The following is a 21,387-nucleotide window of genomic DNA, read 5'->3' as shown; positions in this document are numbered from 1 at the left end:
ATCGCAAACCCCGTAACTTTTTGCCCTAGCAGTTCGTCGAAGAGCCATGAAGCAGTCGCAGTCAGCCAGCGACCAGGTCAGCGAGGCCTGGCGTCGCCACCGCCCGTACCTGGTCAATCTCGCCTACCAGATGCTGGGTGACATCGGCGAGGCGGAAGACATTGCGCAAGAGGCCTTTCTGCGGCTTTCACGCGCCGACGCAACCGAGATCGAGGACGTTCGTGGCTGGTTGACCGTGGTGGTGAGCCGCCTCTGTCTCGACCAGGTGCGCTCGGCCCGCGCCCGGTATGAACGCCCGGGCGACGTCGAGGAACGACCGGCACCGCGCCAATTCGACCCAGCCGACCGCGTCACCCTCGACGACGAGATTCGCACCGCGCTGCTCGAAGTACTGCGCAGGCTCAGTCCCGGTGAACGGGTCGCCTTCGTGCTGCACGACGTATTCGGTGTCCCCTTCGAGTCGATCTCACAGACCGTGGGCCGTCCGGTCGGCACCTGCCGTCAACTGGCCCGGCGTGCGCGGTCCAAATTTCATGCCGCACAACCGAACCTGACCGACGTCGCACCGGCGGAGCACCAGTTGGTCACCGAAAAATTCATCACCGCATGCGCGAACGGCGACCTGCAAGGGCTGGCCGCCGTCCTGGACCCGACGGTGTGGGGCGTGGGGACGGTCCTCTCCGACCCGCCACCGCCACCGCAGATCAACCACGGGCCGGATGCCGTGGCCACCAACCTGTTGCGCTACCTGTGGCCGGACGTGACCCTGGTCAGTGGTCCCGCCGGGGCTCCGGTGCTGCTGGCCTTCAGCGAGCGCCGCCTGTTCGCCGTCATCGTGCTGACGATCCGCGAATCCCGGGTGTGCAAGATCGAGGCCGTCGCCGACCCCTCGGCGCGGGCTTAGTTCTTCTTTTCCGTCGGGCGCGAATCTTTCGTGCCGTCGGGACGGGCCGCGAAGTAGCCGGCGATGGTCGCGGTGACCTCGAGGAACTTGCGACGCGTGGCCGGCGCCATCTCGTGGGCCACGTCGATGACGCCGCCGGGCCGGAGGTGGGGATCGTACGGCACCTCGATGACCGGGCGGCCGTGATCGGTGAATTCGCGAGCGAGCAGCGCCCGGGTGCGTTTGTCGGCATGCCCGTCGGAATCGTTGAGCACCACGATGCTGCGCTGCAACAGCGTGCTCAGCCCGTGATCGGTCAGCCACTCCATGGTCCGCGCCGCGGCGGATGCGCCGTCGGCCCAGGGCGAAGACACCACGATCAGCGCATCCAGGTCGCGCAGGACTTCCTGGGTGAGCGGCGAGTCCATCGTCGAACCGCAGTCGATGACCGAGATTGTGAAATGGCGGTCCAGCCGCAGCGCGGCTTCCCGGTAGATCGCCGGATCGAGCACCCGGCGCGGGCCCGACGCCGGTTCGCCGGCGAGCACGTGAAGGCCCGCGGAATTGCGGCCAAGCCGCGCCACCACATCGTCGAAGGAGCGAAGGTTCTTGTCGGCGGTGAGTTCCCAGAACGACCCCGTCGATGCCGGATCGATTCGGCTGCTGAGCCGGCCGAACGCGGTGTCGGCGTCGATCGCCACGACGTGGTCTTGGCGGCGGAGTGAGGCAAGCAGTGAGCCCACGCTCGCGGCCACCGACGTCTTTCCCACACCGCCCTTGCCCAGCACGCCGACCTTGTAGTTGCCGTACAGGCGGGTCCGGATGGCCGCCTCGAACTGGGCCTCCTGCTGCTGGGCGGGCGACGGGCCCAGCTTGATCAGCCCGAAGGTGGCCAGCCGCAAGACGCGTCGCCAACCGCGCTCGGCCAGCTCCCCGCCGCCCTGCTGGAGATCGGGTTGCGGTCCCGTCTGGGGCGCCTGCGGTGGGGCGGCAGGAGGAGCGGGACGATTCGGCTGCCTGGGTGGCGACCGGAACGACGACGGGGCGGCCGGAACCGACTGCGTCGCCGGTGACCAGCCCTGCGGTGGCGCGGGGGGACGGGCCGGTGGTGGCGGCGGAGCCGATGGCGGCCGCGGGGGGGCTGGCCGCTGGGCGACCGGAGGAGTGGCGGGCCGGGATTCGTGGGGCGCGGGCTGCGGCTGCCGCGAGGAGGGACCGGACGGTTGCGCCGGGGTGCTCGGCCGCTCGGGCTGCAGACGGTCCCGCAGGAATTCGTCGCGCTCGTTCATGGGCTCCTCGCGTGCCGGGGGGTCGATCGTCGCGCCGATGGGCCGGCGGCGACGAACGTATTACGTGATAAGCGCCACCGTCCAACCTGCGACGCCGGTTGTGACCAATTCTGTCCAGTATCTCCCGTCGCGTCGTATGCGCGAACCTGCAAACTCGGCCTCGCGCGGCTACGGACCGCCGTGACGCACCCGGCTGGGCGCTGAGCACGCTCATACCGGCGCCCAGCAACATCACCGACCGGCTCACCGGGCTCGCCAGCAAACTCGCCGAAAGGGGCGGACCCGGACCAGGAATTCTCGGAGCACCCGCAGCTACCAAAGGATTCCGCGGCCCCGGACCGGGGGTGGGCACAATTGCGCATCAGCGGCGGCAGCGAAATTTACGACGCCGCCGACTGGCGGTTAGACTTGACGAAGTTGGCATGTCAGGCGGGTATTGTCATATCGTTTTACGACTTGTCGAGACAGGTTCCAGGCCGCCGTTCAATGCTGCACGGACATCCCTAACAGGATCATCTCCGCCTGGGGCACAGCCCCTCGAGACAAGGCCGAAGGAGTTCTAGCCCGCAACCTCCGGGTGCGACCTCGTCGGGGCCGCTGGTAACGGCCGCACAGAACGTTCAGGTGAAGGGTCAGGTGCATATGACGCCCAAGCGCGTCGGGTTATACAACCCCGCGTTCGAGCACGACTCGTGCGGGGTTGCCATGGTCGTCGATATGCACGGCCGTCGTAGCCGCGACATCGTGGATAAGGCAATCACCGCGCTGCTGAACCTTGAGCACCGGGGTGCCCAGGGCGCCGAGCCCCGCAGTGGTGACGGCGCCGGCATCATGCTTCAGGTCCCCGACACCTTTCTTCGCGAGGTCGTCGACTTCGAGTTGCCCCCCGAGGGTAGTTACGCCACCGGCATCGCGTTTCTGCCGCAGTCGTCCAAGGACGCCGCGACGGCGTGTGCCGCGGTGGAGAAGATCGCCGAAGCCGAGGGCCTGACGGTCTTGGGCTGGCGCAATGTGCCCATCGACGATTCGTCGCTCGGCGCCTTGTCCCGTGACGCGATGCCGACCTTCCGGCAGGTATTCATGGCGGGCGCGTCCGGCATGACGCTGGAGCGCCGCGCCTATGTGGTGCGTAAGCGCGCCGAGCACGAACTGGGCACCAAGGGTCCTGGCCAGGATGGGCCCGGGCGCGAAACCGTATATTTCCCAAGCCTTTCCGGTCAGACCCTCGTCTACAAGGGCATGCTGACGACTCCACAGCTCAAGGCGTTTTACCTTGACCTGCAAGACGATCGGCTGACCAGCGCGCTGGGCATCGTGCACTCCCGGTTCTCCACCAACACGTTCCCGTCGTGGCCGCTGGCACACCCGTTCCGTCGCGTCGCGCACAACGGTGAGATCAACACCGTCACCGGTAACGAGAACTGGATGCGTGCGCGCGAGGCGCTGATCAAGACCGACGTTTTCGGGGCGGAAGCCGACGTCGAGAAGTTGTTCCCGATTTGCACGCCGGGGGCGTCCGACACCGCGCGTTTCGATGAGGCCCTCGAACTCCTCCACTTGGGCGGGCGCAGCCTGGCCCACGCGGTGTTGATGATGATCCCCGAGGCCTGGGAACGCAACGAGACGATGGACCCCGCGCGACGGGCGTTCTATCAGTACCACGCCTCGTTGATGGAGCCGTGGGACGGCCCGGCGTCGATCACGTTCACCGACGGAACCATCATCGGCGCCGTGCTCGACCGTAATGGCTTGCGCCCCTCGCGAATCTGGGTCACCGAAGACGGCTTGGTGGTCATGGCGTCCGAGGCCGGCGTGCTGGACCTAGACCCGGCCAAGGTGGTCCGTCGCATGCGCCTGCAGCCCGGCCGCATGTTCCTGGTGGACACCGCGCAGGGCCGCATCGTCTCCGACGAGGAGATCAAGGCGGAGCTGGCCGCCGAGCACCCGTATCAGGAGTGGCTGGACAGGAACCTGGTCCCGCTCGACGACCTGCCGCAGGGCAACTACAAGCGGATGCCCCATGACCGACTGGTCAAGCGCCAGCAGATATTCGGCTACACCTACGAGGAACTCAACCTCTTGGTCGCGCCGATGGTCCGCAGCGGCGCCGAGCCGATCGGGTCGATGGGCACCGACACCCCCGTCGCGGTACTCTCGCAGCGGCCCCGGATGCTCTACGACTACTTCCAGCAGCTCTTCGCGCAGGTGACCAACCCGCCGCTGGACGCCATCCGCGAGGAGGTGGTGACCAGCCTGCAGGGCACCACCGGCGGCGAGCGCGACCTGCTCACGCCGACCGAGCGCTCGTGTCACCAGATCGCGCTGTCACAGCCGATCCTGCGCAACAGGGAGCTGGCGAAGCTGATCAACCTCGACCCGGATGACGAGGTCAATGGTCGCCCGCATGGCATGCGCTCTAAGGTGATTCGCTGCCTGTACCCGGTCGCCGAGGGCGGCGCCGGCCTGGCCAACGCGCTCGAGGAGGTGCGCGCGCAGGCGTCGGCGGCGATCGCTGACGGCGCGCGGGTGATCATCCTGTCCGACCGCGAATCCGACGAACAGATGGCGCCCATCCCGTCGCTGCTCGCGGTGGCGGGGGTGCACCACCACCTGGTGCGCGACCGGACCCGGACCCACGTCGGCCTGGTGGTGGAAACCGGTGACGCCCGCGAGGTCCATCACATGGCCGCGCTGGTCGGCTTCGGTGCCGCGGCGATCAACCCGTACATGGCGTTCGAGTCCATCGAGGACATGCTCGATCGCGGCGTGATCGAAGGTATCGACCGCAAGAAGGCGCTGAGCAATTACATCAAGGCCGCCGGCAAGGGCGTGCTGAAAGTCATGTCCAAGATGGGCATCTCGACGGTGGCGTCCTACACCGGCGCGCAGTTGTTCCAGGCCGTCGGCATTTCCGAAGACGTGCTCAGCGAGTACTTCACCGGTTTGAGCTGTCCCATCGGCGGCGTCACCCTGGACGACATCGCCGCCGATGTCGCCGCCCGGCACGCGCTGGCCTACCTGGACCGCCCGGACGAGCGCGCCCACCGCGAGCTCGAGGTGGGCGGGGAATACCAGTGGCGCCGCGAGGGCGAGTACCACCTGTTCAACCCCGAGACCGTCTTCAAGCTGCAGCACGCGACGCGCACCGGCCAGTACAAGGTGTTCAAGGATTACACCCGTCTGGTCGACGACCAGAGCGAGCGGATGGCGTCGCTGCGCGGCCTGCTCAAGTTCCGGGCCGGGGTCAATCCGCCTATTCCCGTGGAAGAGGTGGAGCCCGCCAGCGAGATCGTCAAGCGCTTCTCGACCGGGGCGATGAGCTACGGCTCGATCTCCGCCGAGGCGCACGAGACGCTGGCAATCGCGATGAACCGCCTGGGTGGCCGGTCCAACAGCGGTGAAGGCGGCGAGGACGTCAAGCGGTTCGACCGCGATCCCAATGGCGATTGGCGGCGCAGCTCGATCAAACAGGTCGCCTCCGGGCGGTTCGGCGTCACGTCGCACTATCTGACGAACTGCACCGACATTCAGATCAAGATGGCCCAAGGTGCGAAACCCGGTGAGGGCGGCCAGCTTCCGGGGCACAAGGTGTACCCGTGGGTTGCCGAGGTGCGCCACTCCACCCCCGGCGTCGGCCTGATTTCGCCGCCGCCGCACCACGACATCTACTCCATCGAGGATCTGGCGCAGCTGATCCACGACCTGAAGAACGCCAACCCGGCCGCGCGGGTGCACGTCAAGCTGGTCTCCGAGAACGGCGTCGGGACGGTCGCCGCGGGCGTGTCGAAGGCCCATGCCGACGTGGTGCTGATCTCCGGGCACGACGGCGGCACCGGCGCGACCCCGCTGACTTCGATGAAGCACGCCGGGGCTCCGTGGGAGCTGGGGCTGGCCGAGACACAGCAGACGTTGCTGCTGAACGGATTACGTGACCGCATCGTGGTCCAGGTCGACGGCCAGCTCAAGACGGGCCGCGACGTGATGATCGCGGCGCTGCTCGGCGCCGAGGAATTCGGCTTCGCCACCGCGCCGCTGGTGGTCTCCGGCTGCATCATGATGCGGGTTTGCCACTTGGACACCTGCCCCGTGGGGGTGGCCACCCAAAACCCGGTGCTGCGCGAACGCTTCACCGGTAAGCCCGAATTCGTCGAGAACTTCTTCATGTTCATCGCCGAAGAGGTTCGCGAATACATGGCGCAGTTGGGATTCCGCACGATCAACGAGGCCGTCGGCCAGGTGAACTCCCTGGACATGACGCTGGCTCGGGCCCATTGGAAGGCGCACCGGCTGGATCTGGCCCCGGTGTTGCACGAGCCGGAATCGGCGTTCATGAACCAGGACCTGTACTGCAGCTCGCGCCAAGACCACGGTCTGGACAAGGCGCTGGACCAGCAGTTGATCGTGATGAGCCGCGAGGCGCTGGACTCCGGAAAGCCGGTGCGGTTCTCCACGACCATCAGCAACGTCAACCGCACGGTGGGCACCATGCTCGGCCATGAGGTCACCAAAGCTTATGGCGGACAAGGGTTGCCGGACGGAACCATCGACATCACGTTCGACGGCTCGGCGGGCAACAGCTTCGGTGCGTTCGTCCCTCGTGGCATCACGCTGCGCGTCTACGGCGACGCCAACGACTACGTCGGCAAGGGCCTGTCCGGTGGCCGGATCGTGGTTCGGCCGTCCGACGACGCCCCCCAGGACTATGTCGCCGAGGACAACATCATCGGCGGCAACGTGATCCTGTTCGGGGCGACCAGCGGCGAGGCGTACCTGCGTGGCGTCGTCGGCGAGCGATTCGCCGTCCGTAATTCCGGGGCGCACGCCGTCGTCGAGGGCGTCGGCGACCACGGTTGCGAATACATGACCGGCGGCAAGGTTGTCGTTCTCGGTCGCACCGGCCGCAACTTCGCGGCGGGCATGTCCGGCGGCGTGGCCTACGTATACGATCCGCAGGGCGAATTCCCAGGCAATCTCAACGCTGAGATGGTCGAGCTCGAGAGCTTGGATGAAGATGACTACGAGTGGTTACACGGCATGATTCAGGCACACGTTGATGCCACCGATTCCGCTGTCGGCCAGCGGATTCTGGGTGACTGGTCGCAACACCAGCGGCACTTCGCCAAGGTGATGCCGCGGGACTACAAGCGGGTGTTGCAGGCCATCGCCGAAGCAGAACGCGACGGCGTGGATGTCGACAAGGCGATCATGGCGGCCGCGCATGGCTGATCCGAGCGGCTTCCTGAAATACACGCATCGGGAATTGCCGAAGCGTCGGCCTGTCCCGCTGCGGTTGCGCGACTGGCACGAGGTCTACGAAGAGTTCGACAACGAGACGTTGCGCGAGCAGGCGACCCGATGCATGGACTGCGGTATTCCGTTCTGCCACAACGGTTGCCCGCTGGGCAACCTGATTCCGGAATGGAACGACCTGGTGCGCACGGACCGGTGGCGCGATGCCATCGAACGCCTGCACGCCACCAACAACTTTCCGGACTTCACCGGGCGGCTGTGCCCGGCGCCGTGCGAGCCGGCCTGTGTGCTCGGCATCAACCAGGATCCGGTGACGATCAAGCAGATCGAGCTGGAGATCATCGACAAGGCCTTCGACGAGGGCTGGGTGCGGCCGTTGCCGCCGGACGTGAAGACCGGAAAAAAGGTCGCCGTGGTCGGTTCCGGGCCTGCGGGCCTGGCCGCCGCCCAGCAGCTCACCCGCGCCGGGCACACGGTCACCGTGTTCGAGCGGGCCGATCGCATCGGTGGGCTGCTGCGCTACGGCATCCCGGAATTCAAGATGGAAAAGCGCGTCCTCGACCGCCGGCTGGACCAAATGCGGGCCGAGGGAACCGAATTCCGGCCCGGGGTCAAGGTCGGCGTCGACATCACCGCCGAGCAACTGCGTGCCGATTTCGACGCCGTGGTGCTGGCCGGAGGTGCCACCGCCGCGCGTGATCTGCCGATCCCCGGCCGCGAACTGGACGGCATCCACCAGGCGATGGAGTACCTGCCGTGGGGGAACCGCGTGCAGGAGGGTGACGACGTGGTGGGGCCCGACGGGGAGCCGCCGATCACTGCCAAGGACAAGAAGGTCGTCATCATCGGTGGCGGCGACACCGGCGCCGACTGCCTGGGCACCGCGCACCGGCAGGGTGCGAAAGTCATCCACCAGTTCGAGATCATGCCGCGCCCGCCCGAGACGCGCGCGCCGTCCACCCCGTGGCCGACCTACCCGCTGATGTACCGGGTGTCCTCGGCGCACGAGGAAGGCGGCGAGCGGGTGTTCTCGGTCAACACCGAGGAATTCGTCGGCGAAGACGGTCACGTGACGGCGCTTAAGGCGCACGAGGTGACGATGCAAGACGGCAAGTTCGTCAAGGTGGAGGGGTCCGAGTTCGATCTCGAGGCCGACCTGGTGTTGCTGGCGATGGGATTTGTCGGTCCCGAGAAGGAGGGCCTGCTCACCGACCTCGCGGTGAAATTCACCGAGCGCGGCAACGTCGCCCGCGGCGCCGATTTCGACACGTCGGTACCGGGCGTCTTCGTTGCCGGCGACATGGGTCGTGGCCAGTCGCTGATCGTCTGGGCGATAGCTGAGGGCAGGGCCGCCGCAGCCGCGGCGGACCGATTCCTGATGGGGACGACTGCGCTGCCGGCGCCGGTCAAGCCCACCGCCGTACCGCTTCAGTAGTAACACCAGTCACACGAGAAACACGGCCGACTTTGTTCGGCGAGTCTCCCACTGTTTGCCAGAGGGCAGGTGTCTAATAACCCGTTGTGAGCCCGCTCACACGGGGTCGCACCGGTTTACCGGTTGAACGCACCGATCGCAGGAGAGATTCTTGTGCATATCCACCCATTACCTCGGACACGGATGGGGCGAATCGCCTGGTCATGGTTGCGTCACCCGGTGAAAAGTCGTGAGTTTCCCGCCAAGCATGAGCGTCTGGTGACGGCTCAGGACTTGCTGCTCTTTGGTGCGTGACCGCCGCGCGGGCGCCGCGGTTGGGGCCCGTCGAGTTTGCTCAGCGCGCGCCCGCGGGATTTTCACCGGGCGGTCGGGGAACACGCCGCGGAAACTGCGTCAGCGATCCACCAAGCCCGAGTCGCGGATCGCCTCGGCGAGCGGTTCCAGCACGGCCGGGTCGTGTGGTGGGGGAAGGTAGACGATGCCCAGATCCAAGCCCTCGGCGGCCAGCGCGGCCGCGTCCTCGATGAGCTTGCCGTAGTTCAGGTCCGGCTCCAGGCGCAAGTGTGCCGAGAGCATGATCTCCTTCGGGTCGCGGCCGATGTCCGCGCAGTGCGAGGCCAGGACGTCACGCTTGTGGGCGAAAACGTCGGGCGGACCGCCCACGAAATTCCAGTGCTGGGCGTAACGGGCGGTGATCCGCAGCGTGCGCTTCTCCCCACTGCCGCCGATGCAAATCGGCGGGTGCGGCCGCTGGGGACCCTTGGGCTCGTTGCGGGCACCCTTGAGCTGGTAGAACTTGCCGTCGAAGTCGGTGGTCTCCTGGCTGAGCAGGCTGGTCAGCACCTCACACGCCTCCTCGAACCGGTCGAAGCGTTCCCTGATGCTGCCCAGCTCGATGCCGTACGCGCCCGACTCCTCTTCGTTCCAGCCGGCGCCGATCCCCAACTCGAGCCGCCCGTTCGAGATGATGTCCAGCGCGGCAACCATATTGGCCAGCACGGCGGGGTGGCGGTAGTGGATCCCGGTCACCAATGTCCCCACGCGCAGCCGGTTTGTGGCCTGCGCGAGCGCGGTGAGCGTCGTCCAGCCCTCCAGGCAGGGTCCGCTGCTGTCGGAGAAGATCGGATAGAAGTGATCGAACGTCCAGCCGGACTCGTAGACCTCGATGTCGTCGGCCGCTTGCCAGACGGCGAGCATCTGTGCCCAGGTGGTGTTCTGCGGAGAAGTCTTGAAAGCGAATCGCATGGCACCGACGTTAGCCGGTGTTTATGAAGGGCAACTAAACTCAAGCGCGCGATGACTGGCTCCCTCGGAATTGACACCAAGATCACCCTGCTGGCGGCGGGCTTGATCTTCATGCTTGCGCTGGTGCTGGGGGTGTGGAAATACCGCGAGATGATGACGTCGGAGACCCACCTTGCGCATCCCTATGTCGATATCGCGCACCGGGCCGCACTGCTGTATTCGTTCGCGACGCTGCTGCTCGCCGTCTTCGTTCAGCTGAGCGCGTGGCCGGGGTGGGTGAACCTGACGGCCGCCGGCGTGGTCGTCTTCTTCTTCGTGGCGGCCATCCTGGCGTACATCTACCACGGAGCACGGCGCGACACCGTCAACCAGTTCGAAAACGCCGACCGGAGTATCGCGGTGGCGATGGCGTTTCTGATCGCAGGGGAGATCGGCGGGTTCGGCGTGCTGCTCGCCGGATTCGTCGCCGGCCAGCTCTTGTGAGTGGGGCGGGCACACTGGGGTCATGGATCCGGTAGCGGCATTGCGGGAGATCGCCTACTTCAAGGACCGAAGCCGGCACGATCCCCGACGCGTGATGGCCTATCGCAACGCGGCCGACATCATCGAGGCCCTCGACGAGGCGACCCGGGAGCGGCACGGCCAGGCCAACAGCTGGCAGTCGCTGCCGGGGATCGGCCCCAAGACGGCCAAGGTCATCGACCAGGCCTGGTCCGGCCGCGAGCCCGACGTGTTGGTCGAATTGCGTTCCAGCGCAGAGGATCTCGGCGGCGGCGACATCCGCTCCGCGCTGCGCGGCGATCTGCACCTGCATTCCAACTGGTCGGACGGCTCCGCGCCGATCGAGGAGATGATGGCCAGCGCGGCGGCGCTGGGCCACGAGTACTGCGCGCTCACCGATCACTCGCCGCGGCTGACCATCGCCAACGGCCTGTCGCCGGAACGGTTACGCAAACAGCTCGACGTGATCGACGGCCTGCGGGAGAAATTCGCGCCGATGCGCATCCTGACCGGGATCGAGGTCGACATCCTTGACGACGGCAGCCTGGATCAGGAGCCCGAGCTGCTGGAGCGCCTCGACGTTGTGGTGGCCAGCGTGCATTCCAAATTGTCGATGGACGCCGCCGCGATGACCCGGCGCATGCTGCGGGCGGTGGCCAACCCGCACGCCGACGTGCTGGGTCACTGCACCGGCCGGCTGGTTTCCGGGAATCGCGGCATCCGGCCGGAATCCAAGTTCGACGCCGAAGCGGTGTTCACCGCATGCCGCGACCACGGAACGGCGGTGGAGATCAACTCTCGTCCCGAGCGGCGCGATCCGCCGGGCCGGCTGCTGAATTTGGCGCTCGAGATCGGTTGCGTGTTCACCATCGACACCGACGCCCACGCCCCCGGCCAGCTGGACTTCCTGGGCTATGGCGCCCAGCGCGCGCTGGACGCGGGCGTTCCCGTTGACCGGATCGTGAACACCTGGCCCGCCGAGCGGCTGCTGGAGTGGACCGGCTCCTAAGGTTGCCGAGGGCGTCAGGACGGGCTCAACGGCCGCAAAGGTTCCTCATCGCCGACCCGTAGAGAAAGTCGGCTTGTTGCTCATCTAGCCCTTTGCTCCCGTTCTGCTTGCTCTGATTGACGATGTCTTGAATGGAGTCTGCCCGCGACTTTCCGCTCTTGTTGGCGCATGCCAGATATCCCATACGCACCAGTTGTGCCCTCGGCCCATTGATGTTGCTGTTGGCGAGGTCGTTGACATAGTCATCCTCGCCGGCCGATGCCACCCCCGCGCCGGCCAGCGCTCCGATCGCGAGAGACACGACGGTCCCTACTAGGACCCCGGCTACCGTCTTGGCGCCGCTCATGGTCCGACCCCTTCGGTCTCGCCGATGAATTCATCACCGGGTTGGCTTGATCTCTACATCGCCCAGTGTGGTTCGCCTAAATGGTTGGCACACGCGTAGTGGACTACCTCACCTCGGTGCAGACCGCCACGGCGGTTGGAGTACCCGACTACGCAGGTCGCCGGGGTTCGGCGGGCATACGATCCGATTCTCGGACGAGATCCGCGAGGGACCACATCATGACGACCACGGAACGGCAACCGCACACTGACAACCAGGCGCAATCGCCGGCACCTGCCGTAGCGCCGAAGGCGCTTGAGGGACAACCCTCCGACGGAAGAGTCGTCCCCCACCCGTCATCACGGTCGACGCGCGAGGGCGTGGAGCGATTTGGCTTGCACGACCCGCATGTCATGGTCGGCGACAACAGCCAGGCGCGTAATCACCGCGATCGACCCCAAGGTGTCGAGGTGAGGGTCCACGGCATCGGTGATCACGACAGATACAGCGCACTCGGACGGCCCAGCTACAAAGAGCTGGTCGACAGCCGGGTGTGGATCGGCCAGGTACCGCGCCTGCCGTCGCACGAACTACGCCTGGTGAACTGGAGTCGCGCGAATCGTAAGCTGACTCGGCACCTCAGCTGGTACCTGGCGTTTCCGTTCACACTGGTCAACGTTGCGGGCTACATGGAGCCCAGGCAGAAAATGTTCCGCCCCCTCATGCGAGCCGGGGTCGCTGTCGCAGGGCTGCTGCTGACCATCTCGATGGCCGCGTGGATCACGGTGATTCTGGAATCGTGTTGGCAGAAAATGGGACTACGGGACGACCGGCTGACCGCGGTGGTGCTGCAGGTTATCGGACCCGGCCTCTTCATTTTGTTCATCGCGTATCGGATGGTCATCGGCCGGGTGTTGGTCGACAAGGGTGGAGCACTGGTCTCGGTGATTTCGATCGCCGCGCTCGCCGGGATGGTCCCGATTCTGCACACGAAGCCCGCATCGAAGACCGGCGACTGGCTGCACCGGCTGTTTTTGCCGGACGGCGCTCCGGACAACACCGTCGATGCGATGACCGCCCTCGTGGTCGTGTCCACGGCGATCATATGGATAACGGCAATGGGACTGTGTGTCCTCGCGCTCTGGAAGAAGCAAGACTGCCCCGCCTTCGCGGGGGCCGCGGCCCTACTCGTCCTAGCGGTGTCTCTCATGCATACGGCCGGTTCTATGCTCCGGCTGTTCACCGATAGCCTGCTCCGATTCGTTCCGGATGCGCAGGTTCCGTTCCGACACATCGCGCCGGGCTCGTACATCTCTAATGTCCTGCTGCCCAAACCGACCGGCTTTAAGACCGCGGAGGTCTCCTTCGCCGGCTCTGCGTTATGGATCGATCTCACGCCCGTCTTCTTTCTCGCCATGCTGACGCTCGCCGCGATCGCCGTACGCATCGAATTGCGACGGCAACGCAAGCGGTTAGCGGTCACACCGGGCTCCAAGAGGCCCGGCTTCAAGGAAGCGACCGTGACCCACGCATTGGTCGAATCGTTGCCCAAACACTTGGCCCCCCTCGTCGCCGTCGCCATCCTCTGCACCGGAATCCTCTGGATTCTGATGGGGTACGCCTTCGTGTGGGCAACGCCCCGTCAGAGGGATGACATTCTCCTAGGCCTGCAGATCGCCGGCGCGATCGCGATCGTCCTCGTTATTATTCGACGTCCCGAAAAACTGGCCGATCGGCTCCGCCGCACCTTCGGTTCTATCGCAGACATTGCGGGTTTCTGGGCGCCGGATCTGCATCCGTTAGCTGGCGCATCGTATCGTCGAGCCTTGCTCGCCGGGATCCGCCAGACGATCAATGACCTGGTGATGGACTTCCCCAATCTGCCTATCGCCCTCGTCGGACACAGTCAGGGCTCGGTGGTTTGCGCCTGGTTCGTCCGCGGCGGGCATTGGACCGAGCAACCGACCGAGGGCAAAACCGACCGCCGCGCGCTCAAGGAAAACCTGCATCAGGCCGGCAATACCGCCCGCTCGGGGCGCATCGCGTTGTACACCTGCGGATCACCGCTGTCCACGCTGTACCAAACGTTCTTTCCCCGCTATTTCGACTGCGACTTCTTCCGCAAGACGGCAAACATGACCTACAACGGGTCGTGGTGGCGCAACTATTGGCGCAAGACCGATCCGATCGGATCTGAACTGCCCACAAAACGGCCCCGCGACAACATAGATGTCACCGAACGCTCATGTGCGGAGACGGTTGGTCATGGCGAGTACTGGCGAGAAGAGCGGCTGCGCGGCGGTATCGAGAGTTTTTTCGGCATCGCGGCCGTGAAAGCGCCGGTACGCCAGGACAAGTCGGTGAACCCGGCAGCCTCCTGAACATGAATCCACGCGGCCGCGACGTCAGCTGATCGTCTACACGCCCGTCAGTCGGGCAAATGCGGCATCTCGAAGCCCGGATCATGGCCCAGCAGCACCGCGGGCGCCAGCGCCGACTTGCCGTAGCGCCGGCGCACCCGGTCGATGGCCGCGTCGATGTCGTCGCCGCGGTGCTTCGGCTCGCCGAAGGGCAGCATCAGCTGCTGGGACCCGCTGCGGTCGATACCCGATACGGCGAAGCCGACCAGCGTCAGGCCGCGCTGCGCGATAAGCGGCGCTGCGTCGGCGACCAATTGACGTGCGGCGGCCAACAGGGGCGCGGTCGACGAGGTGGCCCACGGCAACGTATGCGATCGGGTGGCCCGGGTGAAGTCGTCGAAGCGCAGCCGCAGCACCACCGTGCGACCGGTACGCCCCGCCGCCCGCATGCGGTCGGTGATGCGGTCGATGAGATTCACGACGACGGCGTCGATTTCGTTGTCCGACATGGTGTTTCCGGCGCGGCCCAGGGCCCGCTGAGCGCCGACGGACCGGCGGTGCACACCGGTGGTCACCCGGCGGCGGTCGATATTGCGGGACAACGCATACAGCTGGCGGCCCATCGCACCGCCGACCATCGAGCCCAAAGCGGACTCGCTGAGCTCGGCGACGTCGGCGACGGTCACGATGCCGTGCGCGCGTAGTTTCTCGGCGGTCACCGCGCCCACACCCCAGAGCCGGCGCACCGGCAGCGGCCGCAGAAACGTCAGCTCCTGATCGGGCGGAACCAGCAGCAGCCCGTCGGGCTTGGCTTCCTGGCTGGCGACCTTGGCGAGGAACTTCGTGCGGGCGACGCCGACGGTGATCGGCAGCCCGACGCGGTCGCGCACGTCCGCCCGCAGCCGCTCGGCGATCGCGACCGGCGTGCCGCTGACCCGGCGCAGCCCGCCGACATCGAGGAACGCTTCGTCCACCGACAGCGCCTCGACCACCGGGGAGCAATCGCGGAACACCTCGAAGACGGCGTCGCTGGCCCGTGAATACGCGCTCATCCGCGGGGGCACCACGACGGCCTGTGGACAAAGCCTGCGCGCCTGCTGACCGCCCATGGCCGTCCGCACCCCGTAGGCCTTGGCCTCGTAACTCGCGGCCAGCACCACTCCGCCGCCCACGATCACCGGGCGGCCGCGCAGGGTCGGGTCGTCGCGCTGCTCGACGGACGCGTAGAAGGAATCGAGGTCCGCGTGCAGGATGGACGCATCGCACCGCACGAACATATGTTCGCATACGGCGCCGACAAGCCCGGTTCAGCCGGCTGCGCCGTAGACGCTGCTGACCCAGACGTGGACCAGCGTGTCGAGCAATTGCTCGCTGGGCACCGACGGCCGCCCGTCGGCGAACGAGCTGAGCATGACCTTTTCGTTGAGCAGATTCAGTGCCGCGGACAGATGGTGGGCCGGCAGCGTGACCGGCGCGGCGCCGCGGGCGCGCTCGGCTTCGATCACGGTGGTGGTGTGGTCGACCCATTTCTGCATGAAGCGCGACCACAGGTCGTCGACGTCCTTGTTGGTGCGCGCCGCGTCGGCGGCCAACGACACCGCCCGATGCGCTCCGAACGTCTCGACGAACACGTTGATCCCGATGCGCCACAACGCTTTCAGATCGGCGGGCGGGTTGGCGACCATGGTCTCCAGGGCGGAGTCGGCTTCCATGATCACGCGTTCGAACAGGGTGAACAACACCGCGTCCTTGGAGGGAAAGTAGAAGTAGAACGTCGGCCGGGACAGGCCGGCCCCCTTGGCCAGGTCGTCGACCGAGATTTCGGCGAGCGGGCGGTCCCTCAACAGCCGCTCGGCGGTGGACAGGATGGCCAGCTCACGATCGTCGCCGGACGGGCGCGCGGAGCGCCTGCCACGGTGGGTGCGGGCCGAACCGACGGTAGTCACGGCCGCTACCTTACACGCTGTTGAAAGTTTCGACACGGTGTTGACTAGTTCGACATCGCGTTGATAGCGTTGCCGTCATGACTGAGCACCTTGACGTCCTCATCGTGGGCGCCGGTATCTCCGGCGTGAGTGCGGCCTGGCACCTGCAGGAACGCTGCCCGACGAAGAGCTACGCCATCCTCGAACGCCGCGCCGACCTGGGCGGAACCTGGGACCTGTTCAAGTACCCGGGCATCCGGTCGGACTCGGACATGTTCACGCTGGGCTTCCGGTTCAAGCCTTGGCGCTCGGCGAAGTCGATCGCCGACGGGGCCTCGATCAAGGCCTACATCAAAGAGACCGCCGTCGAGAACCGGATCGAGCCGAAGATCCGCTACCGCCATCGGGTGGTGGCCGCCGACTGGTCCGACGCCGACAACCTCTGGACGGTGACCGTCGAGAGCGATGGCCGGCAGAGCGAGATGACGTGCTCGTTCCTGTTCGCCTGCACCGGCTACTACAACTACGACGAGGGGTTCTCGCCCACCTTTCCCGGCTCGGAGGACTTCGGCGGCACCATCGTCCATCCGCAGCACTGGCCGGAGGACCTCGACTACGCGGGCAAGCGCGTCGTCGTCATCGGATCCGGTGCCACCGCGATCACCCTGATTCCCGCCCTGGTGAATTCGGGTGCGGGTCACGTGACGATGCTGCAGCGTTCGCCGACCTACATCGGGTCGCTGCCCGGCGTCGATCCCTTCGCCGAGAAGGCCAACCGGCTGCTGCCCGAGCGCCTCGCGCACATGGCCAATCGCTGGAAAGCCATCGCGTTCAGCACCTTCCAGTACCAGCTGTCCCGTAAGGCTCCGGGCTACATGCGCAAGACGTTGATGACGATGGTGAAGCGACGCCTGCCGGAGGGCTACGACGTCGAAAAGCACTTCGGGCCCCGCTACAACGTCTGGGACGAGCGGCTGTGCCTGGCCCCTGACGGCGACTTCTTCCGGACCATCCGGCACGGCAAGGCCGACGTCGTCACCGAGACCATCGACCGGTTCACCAAGACCGGCATCAGGCTCACTTCGGGCGAGGAGTTGGCGGCCGACATCATCATCACCGCAACGGGTTTGAACATGCAGTTGCTGGGCGGGGTGAAGCCGACCCGCAACGGTGAGGACATCGACCTGACCTCGCTGATGACCTACAAGGGCCTCATGTTCTCCGGCGTTCCCAACTTCGCCATCACCTTCGGCTACACGAACGCGTCCTGGACGCTGAAGGCCGACCTGGTCTCCGAGTTCGTCTGCCGATTGCTGAACTACATGGATGCCAAGGGCTTTGACTTCGTGGAGCCGCAGCATCCCGGCGACGCCGTCGACGAGCTGCCGTTCATGGACTTCACCCCGGGCTACTTCCGACGTTCGATGCATCTGCTGCCCAAGTCAGGGTCGCGGGAGCCGTGGCGCCTCAAGCAGAACTACTTTTTCGACATGCGCACGATTCGGCGCGGCAAGGTCGACGACGAAGGCTTAAAGTTCGCGAAAAAGCCTGCACCGGTAGCGGTTTAGCGGATCACCCTGCTGCGGCGACGACGATTCCGTCGTCGTCGCTGTAGGCGATCTCACCCGGCACAAACGTCACCCCGCCGAGGGTGACCTCGACATCGCGCTCACCGGCACCGGTCTTGGTGCTCTTGCGCGGATTGGTGCCCAACGCCTTGATGCCGATGTCCATGCCGCGCAACGTGGCCGAGTCGCGCACCGCGCCATTCACGATGAGCCCGGCCCAGCCGTTGGAGCGGGCCAACTCGGCGATGACGTCGCCGACCAGCGCGGTGTGCAGGGAGCCGTCGCCGTCGATGACCAGGACGCCACCGCCGCCGGGCTCCGAAAGCACCGACTTCAGCAGAGCGTTGTCCTGAAAACACCGCACGGTGCTGATCGGTCCGGCAAATTCGGCCCGCCCGCCGAACTGGCGAAATTGCACGTCGCAACTGCGCACGTCGGGACCGATGCTGTCAACGAGGTCGGCCGTCGGCCGGAAAGACACCGTCACGTCTGGCACTTCGCCGCTCAGCGGCGACGCAGCTGGCGGATGAGCAGGATGGCCAGCAGGCTGACGGCCAGGGCGACGATCAGCGGCAGCGGGGATTGACCGGCCACCGGTCCCGCGGCCGCGGGAGTGACCGGGTTGTTCGCGGCCTCAACCGTGGACTTCGCCTGGGCGGCAGCATCTTTGGCGGCGGCGGTTAGGTCGCCGTTGCGTTCTGCGCGCTGCTGCACATCGACCGGCCGCTCGGCGGGCTGCTCGGGTGGTTTCGGGGGCGCGGGTGCGACGTTCTTTGCCGGCACCTTCTTGGCCGGTGCCTTCTTGGCGGGCGCCTTTTTCGCAGGTGCCTTCTTGGCAGGCGCTTTGGCGATCTTTTTCGCCGCCTTGGCGGGCGGTTTCTTCTCCGGCGGGGTGCCGGCGCCGTCGGGTGCGCTGTTGGTTGGGTCCTGCGGGTCTGCCATGCGGCCGCTCCTTGAGCTTCCTCTGTCGTCGTTCCCTAGCTCGCCGGGTTCAAGGTCCCATCATGCCAGGACGCCTCGGGGCACCTCGGTCGCCGGTCGCCGGTGACCGCTCTCACCGTCGGCGCCGTGCCGCCCACCACGCGCCACCGGCGACGAGCGCCCCCGCCGCCGCCACGAACGGCCAGACCGGGAGAGCGCCGCCGCCGTCCGGTGCCGCCACGGGAGGACCGGGCGTGCCGGTGCCGGCCACCGTGAGCCTGAACGACCACGACCCGGACACCACGTGGCCGTCGGCGGACGTGACCCGATAGTTCACCGTGTAGGTGCCGGCCGGTCCGAGCGCGCGCAGGTCGACGCCGACCACCGCACCCTGCACGGTGGGTTCTCCGGCGGACCACACGTTGCCGTCCGGCCCGACCACCGTCATGGCAGCGAATGCGGTCTGCAACTGCTCGTTGAAAGTGGCGCTCACCCGCCGGGGGCCGGCCGCCAGCGCCGCGCCGGCCGGGGGATCGGTCGATATGCGGGTGGCGTGGGCGCCCGCGGCCGGCGCGGTCAGTGTGGCGATCACGAACATGACGCCGACGCACACACCAACCGCCAGCCGCCTCATGCCCGTCGACGGATCAGTGCGATCGCGACGCCCGCAGCCGCGACCACCAGAGCCGCTCCCCCCAGCAACCGGGCGGTGTTATCGGCCGCAGTCGACCGCGCCGCGGCGGGCGCCGGGCTGGGTGACCCGTGGTGTTGGTGCGGGCCCGCCGGGGCGGTGGCGAGGGTGAGCGTGGGCGCAGGGTGCTCCGGCTCGCTCCCGTCGGGCAGCGGCTGCTGATCCCAATTCACGACGGTCCCGTCGGCGTAGGTCTGCGCGGCGGGGAAGCTGACGGTATCGGTGTCTGGCAACTTCACCGACAACCGGAATAGCCCGAATTGATCTGGGCCGATTCCGCCGTTGGGGGCGGCCGTCCACGTCACTGAGCGCACGGTGCCGGACGCAGGGTCCCGGTCGAGCTTGGCCGTCCAGCCGGGCAGGCTTTCAGTGCGCGCCGAGGCGACGTTGGGAAGCGTGATGGTCAACGCCGTGGTGAGCGCCCCGGTGTTCGATTCGTTGGGCACCTGGAACGCGACGATCGCCATGGACCCGCGGACCGCGTTGTCGCTGCTGGCGTGCACGTGCGCAGAGGCGGCGGGGGTTTGGGCCGCCGCTCCGAAATACAGGGCGACCGCCGCGAAGATCGCGATCAGGCTGCGCGGGATCCACCTGCTGCGAGTTGACATGCCGGCTGCTGCGGTCCGTGTGCGGTCAGCTCAGACCGAGGCGGGCCATCAGGTCCGCCTCGATGCCGTCGAGCTGCGACGAGATGGCGGCGTGGGCCGCTCGGCGCCGCGCGGCCGGCATGTTCTCCGCGGCGGTAATCGCCGCCGACAGATCGGTGAGCCGCTCGGCGATCGCGGCGCCGAACTGCTTGGTTTCGGCATCCTTGGGCTTCTTGTCCTGAACCATCCGCAGCGACTTCTCCGCCCCGGCGATACGGGCCGACAGCTGGGCGCCGTGACCGGAGAACTGGCCGATCTGGGCCAACGGAATGCCGAGCTGATCAGCGCGGCGCTGATCGATCTGCGCGCGGACCGCGACGGCCGCACGGTAGATGATTGGGGTGAGAATCGGTGCGAGCAGCCGAGATACCGTCAGCACCCGGCGAATTCGTGTCGGTGCGAAGATCTTGCCCTCCCGCGCGGCTTTGAGTTCGGCCTCGGCTACTTTCAGCGCATTGCGGTCGCTGTCTCGTTGCGCCTTGATCTGCGCGCGCAACGCCTTGGCCTCCGCCCGTTGGGCGGATTTGGCGCGGCGAACCTCGTTTTTTGCGGCCAACTTGGCCTCGAGCTTCGCGCGGGCCTTGATCGCGCGGACTTCAGCGCGACGCGTCGCGCGACTCTTTCGCTTGCGGAACAGGCCCATTCCCGGCCGCCTCCCGGTCATCTCGTGGATTAGCTCTCGCGGTTGCGCGATCCGCTGAGCCAACCCTAATCGGAATGGGCGGGCGGCAGCCCTGCAGGGCGGCCTCCACGGCCGGTGCCCTGGCGTGGACGTCAGGCGTCTAAGTGCTCGGCCCGGCGCAACTCGTTGACCCGCTCTATGACCTCACGCTGCGCCTCGGGGGACAGCTCGGCCGTGCGCACGGCGATGCGGCGCACGTTATCGTCGCGCGTCGTGGCCAACCACGACAACTCCTTGTCGAGCTTCTCGTAGTACTCGTCGTCGGTGAAGTAGGCCGACTTGATTCGGAAGAAGTTGGCCAGGGCGGCCATGGTCGCCGTCGACGGGTTGGTGCGGTTGCCTGAACGCAGCTGGGAGAGGTAGGGAGCAGACATCGTTATGCCCTCCGCCTTAAGTGCCGCGATCACTTCCGCGGAGGTGTGCGGTCCGCGCCCGGGCGGATACACCGTGTCGAACAGGCGGTTCAGGCGAGCAGCGAACGTCGTGCTCATCGATAAGACCTCCACTTGGCTGTAGAAGTGAACTATTACCTAGGTGTATTTGCTGATCATGGTAGCGAGGCTTGGTAACCGTAACCAGGTGCAAACCCCGAGGGAACGTCGACCGGCATTGCTGACGGCCACCAACTCCCCACTTGACGAGCGTCTAACTGATTC

At 66.6% G+C, this 21,387-nt stretch carries 18 protein-coding genes; 7 read left to right on the top strand and 11 right to left on the bottom strand.

From position 1 onward, the window contains the following. Positions 1-46: 46 nt before the first annotated feature. On the top strand, positions 47-904 hold the full coding sequence (gene sigI, locus AC5Y4H_RS02420) for an RNA polymerase sigma factor SigI (protein WP_499978289.1): 858 nt from the start codon (positions 47-49) through the stop codon (positions 902-904). Here sigI and AC5Y4H_RS02415 read toward each other — a convergent pair. Further along, positions 901-2,172, bottom strand: a complete 1,272-nt coding sequence (locus tag AC5Y4H_RS02415; RefSeq protein ID WP_499978287.1) for a MinD/ParA family ATP-binding protein — start codon at positions 2,170-2,172, stop codon at positions 901-903. The genes sigI and AC5Y4H_RS02415 overlap by 4 nt on opposite strands. Positions 2,173-2,814: 642 nt before the next feature. Between AC5Y4H_RS02415 and gltB the strand changes: the two genes are divergently transcribed. Next, positions 2,815-7,398, top strand: coding sequence for a glutamate synthase large subunit (gltB, locus tag AC5Y4H_RS02410; RefSeq protein WP_499978286.1), 4,584 nt, complete (start codon positions 2,815-2,817; stop codon positions 7,396-7,398). Further along, complete coding sequence (locus tag AC5Y4H_RS02405; protein ID WP_499978284.1) at positions 7,391-8,857, top strand: glutamate synthase subunit beta; 1,467 nt, start codon at positions 7,391-7,393, stop codon at positions 8,855-8,857. The genes gltB and AC5Y4H_RS02405 overlap by 8 nt, the downstream gene beginning before the upstream one ends. Before the next feature lie 393 nt (positions 8,858-9,250). Here AC5Y4H_RS02405 and AC5Y4H_RS02400 read toward each other — a convergent pair whose 3' ends face one another. Then, a complete protein-coding gene (locus AC5Y4H_RS02400) occupies positions 9,251-10,102 on the bottom strand; it encodes an LLM class F420-dependent oxidoreductase (protein WP_499978283.1) in 852 nt (283 codons plus the stop codon). A gap of 51 nt (positions 10,103-10,153) precedes the next feature. On the opposite strand from AC5Y4H_RS02400, the gene AC5Y4H_RS02395 reads away from it, so the two are divergent. Both AC5Y4H_RS02395 and AC5Y4H_RS02390 read left to right on the top strand, forming a co-directional pair. Continuing rightward, positions 10,154-10,585 carry a hypothetical protein gene (locus tag AC5Y4H_RS02395; RefSeq protein ID WP_499978282.1) on the top strand — a complete coding sequence of 144 codons (432 nt, stop codon included), beginning with the start codon at positions 10,154-10,156 and terminating at the stop codon, positions 10,583-10,585. Positions 10,586-10,607: 22 nt separating this feature from the next. Continuing rightward, positions 10,608-11,612, top strand: a complete 1,005-nt coding sequence (locus AC5Y4H_RS02390; RefSeq protein ID WP_499978281.1) for a PHP domain-containing protein — start codon at positions 10,608-10,610, stop codon at positions 11,610-11,612. Positions 11,613-11,637: 25 nt separating this feature from the next. On the opposite strand, the gene AC5Y4H_RS02385 is transcribed toward AC5Y4H_RS02390, so the two are convergent. Beyond that, positions 11,638-11,958, bottom strand: coding sequence for a DUF732 domain-containing protein (locus AC5Y4H_RS02385; protein WP_499978279.1), 321 nt, complete (start codon positions 11,956-11,958; stop codon positions 11,638-11,640). Positions 11,959-12,176: 218 nt separating this feature from the next. On the opposite strand from AC5Y4H_RS02385, the gene AC5Y4H_RS02380 reads away from it, so the two are divergent. Then, positions 12,177-14,318, top strand: a complete 2,142-nt coding sequence (locus AC5Y4H_RS02380; RefSeq protein ID WP_499978278.1) for a hypothetical protein — start codon at positions 12,177-12,179, stop codon at positions 14,316-14,318. Positions 14,319-14,365: 47 nt separating this feature from the next. On the opposite strand, the gene dinB is transcribed toward AC5Y4H_RS02380, so the two are convergent. Both dinB and AC5Y4H_RS02370 read right to left on the bottom strand, forming a co-directional pair. Next, a complete protein-coding gene (dinB, locus tag AC5Y4H_RS02375; RefSeq protein WP_499978277.1) occupies positions 14,366-15,574 on the bottom strand; it encodes a DNA polymerase IV in 1,209 nt (402 codons plus the stop codon). A gap of 30 nt (positions 15,575-15,604) precedes the next feature. After that, positions 15,605-16,243 carry a TetR/AcrR family transcriptional regulator gene (locus AC5Y4H_RS02370; RefSeq protein WP_499978275.1) on the bottom strand — a complete coding sequence of 213 codons (639 nt, stop codon included), beginning with the start codon at positions 16,241-16,243 and terminating at the stop codon, positions 15,605-15,607. A gap of 77 nt (positions 16,244-16,320) precedes the next feature. On the opposite strand from AC5Y4H_RS02370, the gene AC5Y4H_RS02365 reads away from it, so the two are divergent. After that, positions 16,321-17,790 carry a flavin-containing monooxygenase gene (locus tag AC5Y4H_RS02365; protein ID WP_499978274.1) on the top strand — a complete coding sequence of 490 codons (1,470 nt, stop codon included), beginning with the start codon at positions 16,321-16,323 and terminating at the stop codon, positions 17,788-17,790. 4 nt (positions 17,791-17,794) lie between these two features. On the opposite strand, the gene rraA is transcribed toward AC5Y4H_RS02365, so the two are convergent. From rraA to AC5Y4H_RS02335, 6 genes are all read right to left on the bottom strand, one after another. Next, positions 17,795-18,277: a ribonuclease E activity regulator RraA gene (gene rraA, locus AC5Y4H_RS02360; RefSeq protein WP_499978272.1), complete on the bottom strand. Its 483-nt coding sequence runs from the start codon at positions 18,275-18,277 to the stop codon at positions 17,795-17,797. A gap of 17 nt (positions 18,278-18,294) precedes the next feature. Continuing rightward, positions 18,295-18,732, bottom strand: coding sequence for an Rv3852 family protein (locus AC5Y4H_RS02355; RefSeq protein ID WP_499978271.1), 438 nt, complete (start codon positions 18,730-18,732; stop codon positions 18,295-18,297). A gap of 112 nt (positions 18,733-18,844) precedes the next feature. Beyond that, complete coding sequence (locus AC5Y4H_RS02350; RefSeq protein ID WP_499978270.1) at positions 18,845-19,345, bottom strand: copper resistance CopC family protein; 501 nt, start codon at positions 19,343-19,345, stop codon at positions 18,845-18,847. Further along, entirely contained in the window at positions 19,342-20,010 is a 669-nt protein-coding gene (locus tag AC5Y4H_RS02345; protein ID WP_499978268.1) for a YcnI family copper-binding membrane protein, read from the bottom strand. Before AC5Y4H_RS02345 ends, AC5Y4H_RS02350 begins: the two co-directional genes overlap by 4 nt. 25 nt (positions 20,011-20,035) lie before the next feature. Further along, positions 20,036-20,692, bottom strand: a complete 657-nt coding sequence (locus tag AC5Y4H_RS02340) for a DUF6474 family protein (protein ID WP_499978610.1) — start codon at positions 20,690-20,692, stop codon at positions 20,036-20,038. Between the two features lie 131 nt (positions 20,693-20,823). Beyond that, on the bottom strand, positions 20,824-21,222 hold the full coding sequence (locus tag AC5Y4H_RS02335) for a transcriptional regulator (RefSeq protein ID WP_499978267.1): 399 nt from the start codon (positions 21,220-21,222) through the stop codon (positions 20,824-20,826). Positions 21,223-21,387: the final 165 nt, after the last annotated feature.

The organism is Mycobacterium sp. NGS58 (genome assembly GCF_059812385.1).
This window is presented reverse-complemented; position numbering and strand designations above follow the sequence as displayed.